The 12,516-nt window shown below is 54.4% G+C and carries 13 protein-coding genes and 1 other RNA gene; 9 read left to right on the forward strand and 5 right to left on the reverse strand.

The window, feature by feature from the left end:
- Window positions 1-536: 536 nt before the first annotated feature.
- From ABIE61_RS08940 to smpB, 3 genes are all read right to left on the reverse strand, one after another.
- The gene (locus tag ABIE61_RS08940; RefSeq protein ID WP_354408677.1) at window positions 537-944 is read right to left on the reverse strand and encodes a hypothetical protein; all 408 of its coding nucleotides are present in this window, start codon (window positions 942-944) and stop codon (window positions 537-539) included.
- A 418-nt stretch (window positions 945-1,362) separates the two neighbouring features.
- Window positions 1,363-1,720: a transfer-messenger RNA gene (ssrA, locus tag ABIE61_RS08945) on the reverse strand.
- A 55-nt stretch (window positions 1,721-1,775) separates the two neighbouring features.
- Window positions 1,776-2,255, reverse strand: a complete 480-nt coding sequence (smpB, locus tag ABIE61_RS08950) for an SsrA-binding protein SmpB (RefSeq protein ID WP_354408680.1) — start codon at window positions 2,253-2,255, stop codon at window positions 1,776-1,778.
- A 161-nt stretch (window positions 2,256-2,416) separates the two neighbouring features.
- Here smpB and ABIE61_RS08955 point away from each other — a divergent pair, with 161 nt between their 5' ends.
- The 3 genes from ABIE61_RS08955 to ABIE61_RS08965 are packed head-to-tail and all read left to right on the forward strand — an operon-like array spanning window position 2,417 to window position 4,569.
- Window positions 2,417-3,781: a sodium-dependent transporter gene (locus ABIE61_RS08955; RefSeq protein ID WP_354408683.1), complete on the forward strand. Its 1,365-nt coding sequence runs from the start codon at window positions 2,417-2,419 to the stop codon at window positions 3,779-3,781.
- 24 nt (window positions 3,782-3,805) lie between these two features.
- Complete coding sequence (locus ABIE61_RS08960; RefSeq protein ID WP_354408686.1) at window positions 3,806-4,246, forward strand: type II toxin-antitoxin system RatA family toxin; 441 nt, start codon at window positions 3,806-3,808, stop codon at window positions 4,244-4,246.
- On the forward strand, window positions 4,246-4,569 hold the full coding sequence (locus ABIE61_RS08965) for an RnfH family protein (RefSeq protein ID WP_206838646.1): 324 nt from the start codon (window positions 4,246-4,248) through the stop codon (window positions 4,567-4,569). Before ABIE61_RS08960 ends, ABIE61_RS08965 begins: the two co-directional genes overlap by 1 nt.
- 21 nt (window positions 4,570-4,590) lie before the next feature.
- Here the strand turns inward: ABIE61_RS08965 and ABIE61_RS08970 are convergent, their stop codons facing one another.
- Window positions 4,591-4,932, reverse strand: a complete 342-nt coding sequence (locus ABIE61_RS08970) for an outer membrane protein assembly factor BamE (protein WP_206838649.1) — start codon at window positions 4,930-4,932, stop codon at window positions 4,591-4,593.
- A gap of 88 nt (window positions 4,933-5,020) precedes the next feature.
- On the opposite strand from ABIE61_RS08970, the gene fur reads away from it, so the two are divergent.
- Window positions 5,021-5,455 carry a ferric iron uptake transcriptional regulator gene (gene fur, locus ABIE61_RS08975; protein ID WP_206838659.1) on the forward strand — a complete coding sequence of 145 codons (435 nt, stop codon included), beginning with the start codon at window positions 5,021-5,023 and terminating at the stop codon, window positions 5,453-5,455.
- A 20-nt stretch (window positions 5,456-5,475) separates the two neighbouring features.
- Here the strand turns inward: fur and recN are convergent, their stop codons facing one another.
- Window positions 5,476-7,143 carry a DNA repair protein RecN gene (recN, locus tag ABIE61_RS08980; RefSeq protein ID WP_354408690.1) on the reverse strand — a complete coding sequence of 556 codons (1,668 nt, stop codon included), beginning with the start codon at window positions 7,141-7,143 and terminating at the stop codon, window positions 5,476-5,478.
- A 164-nt stretch (window positions 7,144-7,307) separates the two neighbouring features.
- Between recN and grpE the strand changes: the two genes are divergently transcribed.
- The 5 genes from grpE (at window position 7,308) to ABIE61_RS09005 (ending at window position 12,495) form a co-directional block, all read left to right on the forward strand.
- Entirely contained in the window at window positions 7,308-7,898 is a 591-nt protein-coding gene (grpE, locus tag ABIE61_RS08985; protein ID WP_354408692.1) for a nucleotide exchange factor GrpE, read from the forward strand.
- A gap of 101 nt (window positions 7,899-7,999) precedes the next feature.
- The gene (gene dnaK, locus ABIE61_RS08990) at window positions 8,000-9,919 is read left to right on the forward strand and encodes a molecular chaperone DnaK (protein ID WP_354408694.1); all 1,920 of its coding nucleotides are present in this window, start codon (window positions 8,000-8,002) and stop codon (window positions 9,917-9,919) included.
- A gap of 102 nt (window positions 9,920-10,021) precedes the next feature.
- Window positions 10,022-11,161, forward strand: coding sequence for a molecular chaperone DnaJ (gene dnaJ / locus ABIE61_RS08995; protein WP_354408697.1), 1,140 nt, complete (start codon window positions 10,022-10,024; stop codon window positions 11,159-11,161).
- 46 nt (window positions 11,162-11,207) lie between these two features.
- Window positions 11,208-12,017: a 4-hydroxy-tetrahydrodipicolinate reductase gene (gene dapB / locus ABIE61_RS09000; protein WP_354408700.1), complete on the forward strand. Its 810-nt coding sequence runs from the start codon at window positions 11,208-11,210 to the stop codon at window positions 12,015-12,017.
- 166 nt (window positions 12,018-12,183) lie between these two features.
- Window positions 12,184-12,495 (forward strand): YqfO family protein, encoded by a 312-nt coding sequence (locus ABIE61_RS09005; protein WP_354408701.1) that lies wholly within the window; start codon window positions 12,184-12,186, stop codon window positions 12,493-12,495.
- The last annotated feature ends 21 nt before the right edge of the window (window positions 12,496-12,516 follow it).

A 12,516-nucleotide genomic window follows, 5' to 3' on the forward strand; every position in this document is an offset into this window, starting at 1 on the left:
CCACCCCTTCCGATAGAAGCCCGAAACCGGGCCGATGACCGTCACAAGTTAGAAGCAGGAATTCCGGCTACTAACTGCCCGTGCCACTTGATACCCGAAAGCCTGGGGAGTGCCCGGAACGCTTGTCCGTGGTCGATACCGGAAAACCGGCAACGCTGATGCTGATGCAGGTTGAGCGGGTGCACTGCCGCAGCAGGACGCCACCACAACGCCGTTCTGTTGCGGCTATGCTGGCGCATGGATCAGCAGCGAACGCAGCGCAGAGCGCAAAACGGAAAGCCTGTTGAACTGTTGAGAGCCTGGGGCCCCAGCACCTACCGGCAACCGCGGGACGGGAGCAACCACGCGGTTTGCGGCAGTTTTTCGGGTTTTTATGGCCGTCACCACCAGTGCAAGGCTCTAACCCGCATGGTTATTGGGTTTTAGGGTGCCGGAGGTGTCGAAGGTGCGGAAATCAACCGGCAGTGTTTTGAGTAAATTCCCTTTAATAACAATCGGTTGTGGTGTTCAAGGTGGTGAAATAGTCCCCAGATGGGCTACAGGCCAGAGAATACGGGGCTTTCAGGCGGTTCTAAACCCACGTTCTGGGGGTGCAGGTGTTGACGGGAAGGGTGCAGCCGGTTGCCGGATCGCTGGTTTTGGTTCGGTAGAGAATAGCGGCTTCGAATTGGTGCTGATTCGTTAGAGAGGCCCGGCTTCGAATTGATGCAGGTGCAGGCCGCCGCCCGATGGTTGACCGTCACCGCCGCCACCAGGACAAAACCCCTCGAATCTGAGGAGTAACACCACCGCTGCCGCCAACCGCCCAAACGGCTGAAATCGCTGGTGTAGGTGTCCGGCAGGATTGATAGAAAAATATCATGGGCACGGCTTTTGCTAAGTGCTGGATTGTTGCAGGTGAAAGCTGCCGGATGGCGCAGTGTACAGGGGAGGTCAAAAAACATGCCGGAAATCAGGTTGCAGGGATCGCAATTGTTATCCGCTATCAACCTGCAATGCGCTTGCGCTGGTATCACCCTGCTGGCGCAGGTTTGAGGGCTGGAGCTTCCGCCCGTCCCGTAATGGCTGCCGGTAGCGGAATCCCGCTATCGACCCGCTGAGAGTCGAGAAGGCCAAACTGACCGCCTGGGATTCCACCGGAAAGCCGGTAGTTTCCTGTTGGGCTGATCTACCTGTTGATGACCGTCACCGCCTTGGCAAAGCGCCAGCCGGGTGCAGGTATTCAAGTGCAGGTGTTGTGTTAAGGGAAAAACCACCGGGCTGCTACCGCTGAAAACCCGGTTTTACCACTTTTGCCAATGTGGGGCAGGTTGTGGGGTTTTGGAAAATCAGCCTTGTAAGTTGCTGATTTTATTGGATGTTTGGTGGAGGTGGCGGGTTTCGAACCCGCGTCCGCCAATCCTCTGCCTCAAGATCTACATGCTTAGGCATCTCTATTCAATTAACCCGTCGCGACCCGAGAGCCAGGGTGCTATGGGCGAGCTCTTTTAGTTTTAACCGTTCAGCTTAGAGCAAAGCATCCAGGCGATTCTGTCTCGTATGACACCGCGAACCTCTGAGTTACAGACACCTTAGAGTGCGGCGCTAGCCGACTTAAGCGGCTAGAGCGTAGTTATCGTCGTTTGCAACTATAACTGTGTGATGAGGGATTAACGAGAATCATCACGTTCTCGGCATGCACCCAAGGGTTCGTAATCAGCGTCGAAGCCAAGTCACCCCCAGATATGTAACGAGTCATTGTACCGGCATTGTAGACCGGAAGAAAGTGAAAAGGTTCAACGGGCTGCAACAGACATTTCGCGATGTTTCTGTCGATTCCAGTCTTTTTCTTTCTCGTCAGCGCGTTTGTCGTGCAGTTTCTTTCCCTTCACAAGCGCAATTTCACACTTGACCATGCCGTTCTTCCAGTAAAGAGCCAATGCTACACAGGTGTAGCCTTTGGCCTCGACGGCGGTAGTCAGCTTTTCAATCTCGCGTCGATGCAGCAGAAGCTTTCTATCACGCCTAGGCTCGGTGACAAAATGTGTTGAGGCTGAGATCAGGGGTGTGATGTGTACGCCTACAAGCCAGGCTTCATCATTTTTGAAGACAACGTATGAGTCGACCAGTTGGCCACGGCCTTCGCGCAGGCTTTTCACCTCCCAGCCGCTGAGAGACACACCGGCCTCGAATCGGGTTTCGATGGTGTATTCGTGCTTGGCACGCTTGTTCAGGCAGATGGTGTTTCCGCCGGGGGACTTCTTCTTTTTCGCCATGGCGCGATTATATAGAGCGACTGTCCGCATTGAAAGCGGGTGATATAGCTGTCCCAGAGTAATTAATCTCGTGTTTGAGCGTAGAGATGCAGCAAAAGGTTGTCACCCTTGTCCGAAATATGAACAATTGCGGTTCATGAAATTTTTAACCTGAGAGCACTATGCAGTCAAAGCAGTCTATGCACGGTTCATGGGCGAACCGTTGGATCTTCATTCTGGCAGCAACAGGATCTGCAGTTGGCCTGGGTAACATCTGGAAGTTTCCCTATATCACGGGTGAAAATGGTGGCGGCGCGTTTGTGCTGGTCTATCTGGTTTGTATTCTTCTGGTTGGCATACCGATCATGATGGGTGAAATTCTGGTCGGCCGTCGTGCCAGGCAAAGCCCGATCAACGCAGTGCGCGAAACCGCTGTGGAAGCTGGCAGGGATCCTCGCTGGGGCTTGATTGGCTGGCTGGGTGTGCTGGCCGGGTACATCATTTTCTCTTTTTACTCGGTGGTGGCTGGCTGGGTTCTGCACTACATCGCAGGTATGGGTACGGGGCAGTTTGTTGATATAGGCAGCGACCTTGCCGGTAAGAAATTCGAGTCGCTGCTGGCAAGCCCGGATCAGATGCTGATTTGGCACACTGTCTTTGTGTTGATGGTGGTCGTGGTTGTAGCAGGTGGTGTAAACAAGGGGCTGGAGCGGGCAACCAAGATCATGATGCCCGCCCTCTTCCTTTTGCTATTGGTGCTTCTTGGATACTCACTCAACAGTGGCAGCTTCGCCGAAGGCTGGTCATTCCTGTTCAGCTTTAACCCTGATGCACTGACATGGGATGCGGTACTGGTGGCTCTGGGACATTCCTTCTTTACCCTGTCGCTGGGTATGGGGGCAATTATGGCCTATGGTTCCTATATGGGTAAAAAGGATTCAATTGGCGCCACAGTCCTGACAATAGGGGTACTGGATACGGTGGTTGCACTGGTTGCAGGCTTGGCCATCTTCCCAATTGTGTTTGCCAACCAACTGGACCCGGGGGCAGGTCCCGGGCTGATGTTTATCACCCTTCCGGTTGCGTTTGGTCAAATGCCGGGAGGACAGGTCTTTGGCTTTCTGTTCTTTCTCTTGGTAGGTGTTGCAGCATGGACCTCGGCCATCTCCCTGCTAGAACCGGCAACAGCCTGGGTTGTGGAGCGTTTTGGATTCAAGCGTCTTCACGCAGCCGCTTTACTGGGCTTCATCATCTGGCTGATGGGGATTGCATCACTGCTGTCGTTCAATCATTGGGCGGATATCAAGATATTCAGCATGGGTATCTTTGATTTCCTGGATTTTATTACTGCCAATATCATGCTGCCGTTGAGTGGGTTGCTGATAGCAGTCTACGTGGGTTGGGTTTTGACACAGAGGATGACTCGCGACGAACTGGCATTGGGTAGCTCTGGTGCTTACAGTGCATGGCAGTTCACCATTCGGTTCATCGCCCCGGTTGCGGTTGCAGTGATTTTTGTGGTCAACCTGTACGACAAGCTGGCCTGAGTCGCTGATCACCATGAGGATGCTATGACACAGGTAAACCGCAGCGCTTTGGTGCTGCATTCAGCTGAGCAAATGTTCGATCTTGTAAATGATGTGCGTAACTATCCGGCATTTCTGCCTTGGTGTGCGTCGACCGATGTTGTTTCTGAGTCTTCTCAGGAGCTGGTTGCTACTCTGCATCTTGCAAAGAGCGGGCTGAAGTACAGCTTTACCACGAGAAATTTCCTGCAGCGCCCAGACTCAATGGAGATTACTTTGGTTGAGGGGCCGTTCTCGTCTTTCAGGGGTAAATGGACCTTCACCCCCCTGAGTGAGGACGCTTCGAAAGTAGAGTTGCAGATGGATTTTGAATTCAAGGGCAAGCTCACCGGGCTTGCCATGTCCAAGGTGTTTAACTCGGTGGCGACGACATTGGTCGATGCGTTTGTGATGCGTGCCGATACAGTATTGGGTCAGGAGGCGTAATGATTAGTGTCGAAGTAGCCTATGCGTTACCTTACGAGCAGAAAATCATTGCACTGCAGGTAGATGAGGAATGTACGGCCTACCAGGCTGTTGTTCGCTCTGGAATTGCTGAGCTGTTTCCCGGTGTTGATCCTGCGACCGCGTCGATGGGAATCTTCGGCAAGGCGATAAAGGACCCTGCTACGACAGTGTTGAAGGATGGTGATCGGGTTGAAATATACCGGCCGTTAATTGCGGACCCCAAGGAAGTCCGTGCTCGTCGAGCTGCTAAAATGAAAGCGGAAAAGGCATCAGAGCAAACGAAACAGGGGGGCGGGGAGTGATTCCCCGCATCGTATAACCGACTAGCGAGACTGATCCTGCGCTACCCCGGGACGAAAGTCGCCGCTAAGGCGAGTCAGCTTGCCATCTTCAAAGAAAACGCTGACCCGCTCTTGGTAACGCTGGCCATCCCCCTCCTTGATGCTGTACAGGTAGTCCCAGCGCCCCTCGCTGAAGGTGTCGCTGATCAGTGGCGTACCCATGACATAGCGCACCTGAGAGTGCGTCATGCCGGGGCGCAGCTGGTTGACCATCTCCTGAGTAACCACGTTACCCTGAGGGATATCGATCTTGTAAACGCCTGGGAACTCGGAGCAGCCGGCGATCATCAGGGCAAGTGTTGTGCTGAGAAGAACCTTTCGCATCAGTAAATGGCTTCCGTTTTCATGCCTAAACAAAGATAATGGAGTCTAACATTGCAAATCCCGAACAGCATAGTGATTGAGACCTAATATGGCACTGGAAAATCAGGAACTGCGGAAAGCCGGACTGAAGGTGACTCTGCCGCGGGTCAAAATTTATCAAATTCTCGAACGTGCCGGCGAAGGTGACCACTTCAGTGCGGAAGATATATACAAGCTGCTGATGGAGCTTGGCGAAGATGTCGGCTTGGCAACGGTATATCGTGTTCTGACTCAGTTCGAAGCAGCCGGTCTGGTGTCGCGTCATCACTTTGAAGGTGGGCATTCTGTCTTCGAATTGGCGCGCGACGAGCATCACGACCATGTGGTCTGTGTAAAGTGTGGCCGAGTACGCGAGTTTACTGAGCCCAAGGTATCCGAAATCCTCGACAAGGTTGCGGACCAGCTTGGCTTTACCATTACTGACCGTACGCTTTATCTTTACGGTGTCTGCAAGGGCGGTTGTGAAGAAGACGACAAGAAGTAGGCAACCTTGCTGTCAGCCGCTCAGGCTGACAGCATTTCTCGTGCATGCTCCATTGACGTCCGCGTAATATCGACACCGCCCAGCATGCGGGCAACTTCTTCTACCCTTTGGGCCTCGCTCAACCTTGATACCCGGGTCTGGGATGTACCTTTCTGTCCCTTTTTGCTTACAAACAGGTGCTGATGCCCTTGTGCCGCCACTTGGGGTTGGTGTGTTACACACAAAACCTGCACCCGTTCACCCAGTTCACGCAGCATCCGACCGACCACTTCAGCAATGGCGCCACCGATACCCACATCGACTTCATCAAATACCAGTGTTGGGGTGCTGGATGTCTGTGCCGTAACCACCTGTATCGCCAGGCTGATTCGGGACAGTTCACCACCTGATGCAACTTTTGCCAGTGCACGGGCTGGCTGGCCCTCGTTGGTGCTAATCAGGAACTCGACCTCTTCAAGGCCGCTAGCACTGTAGCGCTCAGTATCCAGTGGCGTCAGACACGCACTGAAACGGGCGGCAGGCATGCCAAGGGCATGCAGCTGAGCGTCCACCAAGCGGTCCAAGTGCTCGGCCTGTTGTTGCCGTGCAAGGCTGAGCTCAGCGGCGGTTTTGAGGTAGCTCTGCCAGGCCGATTCTACTTCGTCGGCCAGTAATTCAATTTCGTTGTCGGATCGGGTCAGGCCCATCAGCTCCTGCTGTAGAGATTGCTGGAACTCAATAAGCTGCTCAGGCAATAAGCGGTGTTTGCGCGCTACATCGTAGATGGCCGTCAGGCGTTCTTCCACCTCCTGCTGGCGTTCGGGGTTGATTTCTACTGCTTCCAAAAAATGACGGACCTCGCGACCGGCTTCTTCCACCTGTATCAGTGCGCTGTTAAACATTTCATTGGCCTGTTGCAGACGCGAATCTTCCGTGCCGAGCTGCTGCAGCAGCTGAAGGCAGTGATGCAACATGGACTGGCAGTTGAGACTATCATCCTCATGGCTGATATTGAGCAATTGCTGACCTGTGCTTAACAGGCTACCGGCATTTTCCAGCAGTTGCTGCTCATGTTCCAGCTGCTCCAGTTCTCCCTGCGTCAGCGCAAGTTGCTCCAGCTCTTCGACCTGGTAGCTCAATAGTTGCATGCGTGCATTGCGCTCGTCCGATACTTGGGTAAGTTGTTCAAGCTCGGCATGCTGGCGGCGCCATTTGTGGTACAGGCGGCGTGCTTCTTCAGTCAGCTCGGTATGGTTTCCGAATTCGTCCAGCAGCACCCGGTGATGATCCTTTTTCAACAGCCGTTGATGCTCGTGCTGGCCATGAATGTCGACCAGGTACTGGCCGAGTTCGCGCAGCAATGCCAGAGGGGTGGGGCGACCATTGATGTAGCTTCGACTGCGGCCTTCACGTGTGATGACACGGCGTAAATGGCATTCCTGAGGGTCACCCTCCAGGTCGTGTTCGCTGAGCCACAGCCTGGCCTGTGGGATTGTGCGGATATCAAAGCTGGCCGTGAGCTCGGCGCGCTCTGAGCCGCTGTTGACACTGTCACTGTCAGCTCGATCACCCAGGCAGAGTCCGAGGGCGTCCAGCATGATTGACTTGCCGGCGCCGGTTTCGCCGCTGATGACGGTCATCCCTCGATTCAGCTCGACTTCAAGGTCGCTCACGATGGCGAAGTTGCGAATGGTCAGTTGGGTCAGCATGATAATCACACATGGTTATTTATACAGTGTTTACTGTATAAGCCATTTGATCGATACCTGCAATCCCCAGCTGAAAAAAATCTTGCTGCCGGTTGAATCCATCTGAGAGAGCCCCATATAGATGCCATCAACGCCAATACTCAAGTGTCAGTTGGAGAGACCTGATGTCGAAAGAGCAGCAGAATCAGAATGAAGCCGTCGAGCCGGTTCAAAACGAACCTGAAGTGCTGGTCGCCGAAGGTGAAGTTGTAGAGCCAGGTGCTGCCGAAGAGACGGAAGTCAGCCTGATCCAGCAGCTGGAAGAATCCCGCGCTGAGGTTGAAGCCTTGAAGAAGGAACTGGTTGAGCTCAAACCGCGTGCGCAGGCCGAAATTCAGAACATTCGCCGTCGTGCCGAGCAGGATGTGGAAAAGGCACACAAGTTTGGTCTGGAAAAATTTGCGACAGAGTTGCTGCCGGTGGTGGATAGTCTTGAGCGTGCAATTGAAGCAAGTCAAGGCGATGAGGAGAAGGTCAAGGCGATTCGTGAAGGTGTCGAGATGACACTGGGGCTGTTCCTCTCCAGTCTGGAAAAATTCAATGTGGAGCAGCTGAATCCGCAGGGTGAAGTCTTTAATCCGGAGCACCACCAGGCGATGTCCATGGTGCCGGCAGAAGGTGTTGAGCCTAACACGGTCGTCACAGTTGTACAGAAGGGTTACCTGCTGAATGGCCGTCTGGTACGTCCTGCCATGGTGATGGTAGCAAAAGGCTGAAGCCGGAGTTGAAAAACGCGCTGCCGTACCCATATAGATGCACAACGGCTAATTGAACAGTTTTTGACCCAGTACGGGTCACAGAAAGATCGGAGTAAGACATGGGCAGAATTATCGGTATCGACTTGGGCACCACCAACTCCTGCGTGGCGATCCTTGATGGCGACAAGACCAAAGTGATTGAAAACGCGGAAGGTGATCGCACCACTCCGTCCATTATCGCCTATACCAATGACGGCGAAACACTGGTTGGCCAGCCGGCCAAGCGCCAGTCCGTTACCAACCCGGACAACACACTGTATGCCATCAAGCGTCTGATTGGCCGCCGCTATGATGACAAAGTGGTTCAGAAAGACATCAAAATGGTGCCTTACAAAATCATTGCGGCCGACAACGGTGATGCCTGGGTTGATGTAAAAGGCAAAAAGATGGCTCCGCCGCAGGTATCGGCTGAAGTGCTGAAAAAGATGAAGAAGACCGCTGAAGACTATCTCGGCGAGCCGGTCACTGAAGCAGTGATCACCGTACCGGCCTACTTCAATGACTCTCAGCGCCAGGCCACCAAAGACGCAGGCCGAATTGCCGGTCTGGAAGTGAAACGCATTATCAACGAGCCGACAGCGGCTGCGCTGGCCTATGGCATGGACAAGTCCAAGGGCGACAAGACCGTTGCCGTATACGACCTCGGTGGTGGTACGTTTGATATTTCCATCATCGAGATTGCCGATGTGGATGGTGAGCACCAGTTTGAAGTGTTGGCAACCAACGGTGACACCTTCCTCGGTGGTGAAGATTTCGACCTGGCGGTTATCAACTACCTGGCGGATGAGTTCAAGAAAGAAAGTGGAATCGATCTGCACAACGACCCGCTGGCGCTGCAGCGTCTGAAGGAAGCTGGTGAGAAAGCGAAGGTTGAATTGTCTTCCGCACAGCAGACCGACGTCAACCTGCCGTACATCACGGCTGATGCGACCGGTCCGAAGCACCTGAACGTGAAACTGACACGCTCCAAGCTGGAATCACTGGTTGAAGAGCTGGTCGAGCGCTCCATCGAGCCTTGCCGCATTGCGGTAAAAGACTCTGGTCTGTCCGTGTCCGAGATTGACGAGGTGATCCTGGTCGGCGGTCAGAGCCGCATGCCGCTGGTACAGAAGAAAGTGGCTGAGTTCTTCGGCAAGGAGCCGCGCAAGGACGTTAACCCGGATGAGGCGGTTGCCATCGGTGCTGCCATTCAGGGTGCGGTGTTGTCCGGTGATGTGAAAGACGTACTGCTGCTGGACGTCACTCCGCTGACTCTGGGTATTGAAACCATGGGCGGTGTTGCGACTTCCCTGATTGAAAAGAACACCACTATCCCGACCAAAAAGTCACAGGTGTTCTCGACAGCGGACGACAACCAGACGGCTGTGACTATTCACGTGGTACAGGGCGAGCGCAAACAGGCGAGCCAGAACAAGTCTCTGGGTCGTTTTGATCTGGCCGATATCCCACCGGCACCGCGTGGCATGCCGCAGATCGAAGTGACCTTCGATATTGATGCCAACGGTATTCTGAACGTGTCCGCCAAGGACAAGGCTACCGGCAAGGAACAGTCCATCGTAATCAAGGCCTCTTCCGGCCTGAATGATGATGAGATCGAACAGATGGTGCGTGATGCCGAAGCGCATGCCGAAGAGGACAAGAAGTTCGAGGAGCTGACCACTGCGCGTAACCAGGGTGATGCGATGATCCACACCGCACACAAGACCCTGAAAGATGCCGGTGACAAGGCGACTGCGGATGAAAAAGAGAAGATCGAATCGGCTATCAAGGATCTGGAAGAGGCGCTCAAGGGCTCTGACAAGGAAGCCATCGAGAGCAAGACTGAAACTCTGACCGAAGCGCTGTCAGCGGTGGCTCAGAAAATGTACGCCGATGCGGCTCAGGCTGAACAGGCCGGTGGCGAAGCGGGCGAAAAGGATGCCGCGGACGATGTCGTTGACGCCGAGTTTGAAGAAGTCAAAGACGACGACAAGAAGTAAGCGTTCGCGAGTGTCGATCGTTGCAGTGTGACAACGCGGGCTTCTGCCCGCGTTGTCATGTCCGGCTCTTTGGAGTCAAACCTGACGGGTCAGATTCGGATCATGGCAAAACAGGATTACTACGAACTTTTGGGCGTATCGCGCGATTCCTCCGATCGCGATATCAAAAAAGCCTATCGTCGGCTGGCGATGAAATACCACCCGGACCGCAATCCGGGCGACAAGGAAGCTGAAGACAAGTTCAAGGAGATCAGCGAAGCCTACGAAGTACTGTCGGATGCCCAGAAAAAAGCGGCTTACGACCAGTTCGGCCACGCGGGAGTAGATGGCCAGGGTGGTATGGGCGGCTTCGGAGGCGGTGGCTTTGAAGGCAACTTCTCCGATATTTTTGGTGACGTTTTTGGTGACATCTTCGGTGGAAGCGGTGGCGGACGCCGCCGTTCCAGCGTACAGCGTGGCGCCGATTTGCGCTACAACCTCGACCTGACGCTTGAAGAGGCGGTGCGCGGTTGTGAGAAAACGCTGCAAATCCCCACCTACGTCAGCTGCGAAACCTGTGATGGCAGTGGCGCCAAGCCCGGTACCAGTGCCAAGACCTGCTCCACCTGCGGTGGCATGGGACAGGTGCGGATGCAGCAGGGTTTCTTCTCGGTACAACAGACCTGCCCAACCTGCCGCGGTGAGGGTAAGGTCATTTCCGACCCCTGCGACAGCTGCCACGGTCAGGGCCGGGTGGAAAAAACCAAGACGCTGCAGGTCAAGATTCCGGCCGGTGTTGATACAGGTGATCGCATTCGACTGGCCGGTGAAGGTGAAGCCGGCTCGCATGGTGGCCCAGCCGGTGATCTGTATGTACAGGTACATGTGCGTGAGCACGCGATTTTCCAGCGTGATGGCAAGCACCTTTACTGTGAAGTGCCGATCAGCTTTGTGGATGCGGCGCTGGGTGGTGAGCTTGACGTGCCGACACTGGATGGCCGCGTCAAACTGAAGATCCCGACCGAAACCCAGACCGGCAAGCTGTTCCGCCTGCGTGGCAAGGGCGTGACCCCGGTTCGAGGCGGCAGCGTGGGTGATTTGATGGTGAAGGTAATCGTCGAAACACCGGTTAATCTGAACAGTCGCCAAAAAAAGCTGCTGCGAGAATTTGCTGATGCCACTGAAGAGGGCAACAGCAAGCACAGCCCGAAGAAACACGGTTTCTTCGATTCGGTGAAAAAGTTCTTTGAAGATATGACCTGATCATCACACAATCAGGTATATGGATACAGACCAGCGGGGCAGGTGCATGATCAGAGTAGCGGTGACCGGCGCAGCCGGCCGTATGGGAAAAACCATTATTGAGGCACTGCAACAGGCTGAGGATGTCAGCCTCAGTGCTGCCATCGTTGAGCCCGGCAGCTCACTTATCGGTGCCGATGCCGGCGAGCTGGCGGGAGTGGGCAGGCTGGATGTCAAATTGGCTGGCAGTCTGGACGATGTGGCATCCGATTTTGACCTGTTGATCGACTTTACCACGCCGGAAGTCACCCTGCAGAACCTGGCGTTTTGTGCTGCCAACGGCAAGAAAATGGTGATCGGAACTACCGGCCTGAATGAGAGTCAGAAAGAAGAGCTGAAACAGGCTGCGGAAAAAACGGCGCTGGTATTCGCTCCCAACATGAGTGTGGGAGTAAACCTTTGCTTTAAGCTGCTTGAGATCGCTGCCAAGGCACTGGGTGATGACGGTGGCTACGATATTGAAGTGATCGAAGCGCACCATCGACATAAGGTTGATGCGCCGTCCGGTACCGCTCTGCGGATGGGAGAAGTCGTTGCTGATGCGCTCGGACGTGATCTGAAGACCTGTGCCGTATATGGTCGTCAAGGGCAAACCGGTGCTCGTCCTGCAAAAGAGATCGGCTTTGAAACCATCCGGGCCGGAGATGTTGTCGGTGATCACACTGTTCTGTTCGCGACAGAAGGCGAACGCATTGAGATCACGCACAAGGCTTCCAGTCGCATGACCTTTGCCAAGGGCGCAGTCCGTGCCGCAGGCTGGTTGGGCGATAAGAAAATCGGACTGTATGACATGCAGGACGTACTGGGCCTGCACTGAACCCAACACGTTGTTGTTCCCTCTGCCCGCTCCAGTAGCGGGCTTTTTTATGCCTGCGCGCAATGTTTGTGTCACCTTGAGCTGGCATCCTGATTTCGATGCTTGCTGCGGCTGCACAGTTGGCGCTATGGTGTAGATTAATGAGGTCACTTGGCAGGGAGGCAGCATGTACAAACTCTGTTTTTTCGTCCCTGAAGCCAACTGTGAAGCGGTTAATCAGGCTTTGTTTGCAGTTGGCGTTGGCCATATCGGCGATTATGATCAGTGTTGTTGGCAATCTCTTGGTACGGGGCAGTTTCGTCCGCTTGATGGCTCCAACCCCCACCTGGGCCAGCAGCATCAGCTGGAACGAGTAGCCGAATGGAAGGTAGAAATGGTCTGCAGTGATGAGCTGATAGAGTCGGCTGTGGCAGCACTGAAGCAGGCGCACCCCTATGAGGAAGTCGCCTACGAGGTCTACCCGCTGGCCGCATTCTGAGTGTGATGGCAAATGAGAGGG

The sequence above is a fragment of the Marinobacterium sp. MBR-111 genome (assembly GCF_040547585.1).
GTDB lineage: Bacteria > Pseudomonadota > Gammaproteobacteria > Pseudomonadales > Balneatricaceae > Marinobacterium > Marinobacterium iners.

Bases quoted from the DNA above. Each gene is read 5' to 3' on its own strand.
- fur (WP_206838659.1), top strand. From the start codon at position 5,021: ATGGCACTGGAAAATCAGGAACTGCGGAAAGCCGGACTGAAGGTGACT.
- ABIE61_RS08940 (WP_354408677.1), bottom strand. From the start codon at position 944: ATGTTTTTTGACCTCCCCTGTACACTGCGCCATCCGGCAGCTTTCACC.
- ABIE61_RS09005 (WP_354408701.1), top strand. From the start codon at position 12,184: ATGTACAAACTCTGTTTTTTCGTCCCTGAAGCCAACTGTGAAGCGGTT.
- grpE (WP_354408692.1), top strand. From the start codon at position 7,308: ATGTCGAAAGAGCAGCAGAATCAGAATGAAGCCGTCGAGCCGGTTCAA.
- ABIE61_RS08955 (WP_354408683.1), top strand. From the start codon at position 2,417: ATGCAGTCAAAGCAGTCTATGCACGGTTCATGGGCGAACCGTTGGATC.
- ABIE61_RS08970 (WP_206838649.1), bottom strand. From the start codon at position 4,932: ATGCGAAAGGTTCTTCTCAGCACAACACTTGCCCTGATGATCGCCGGC.
- dnaK (WP_354408694.1), top strand. From the start codon at position 8,000: ATGGGCAGAATTATCGGTATCGACTTGGGCACCACCAACTCCTGCGTG.
- dapB (WP_354408700.1), top strand. From the start codon at position 11,208: ATGATCAGAGTAGCGGTGACCGGCGCAGCCGGCCGTATGGGAAAAACC.
- recN (WP_354408690.1), bottom strand. From the start codon at position 7,143: ATGCTGACCCAACTGACCATTCGCAACTTCGCCATCGTGAGCGACCTT.
- dnaJ (WP_354408697.1), top strand. From the start codon at position 10,022: ATGGCAAAACAGGATTACTACGAACTTTTGGGCGTATCGCGCGATTCC.
- ABIE61_RS08960 (WP_354408686.1), top strand. From the start codon at position 3,806: ATGACACAGGTAAACCGCAGCGCTTTGGTGCTGCATTCAGCTGAGCAA.
- smpB (WP_354408680.1), bottom strand. From the start codon at position 2,255: ATGGCGAAAAAGAAGAAGTCCCCCGGCGGAAACACCATCTGCCTGAAC.
- ABIE61_RS08965 (WP_206838646.1), top strand. From the start codon at position 4,246: ATGATTAGTGTCGAAGTAGCCTATGCGTTACCTTACGAGCAGAAAATC.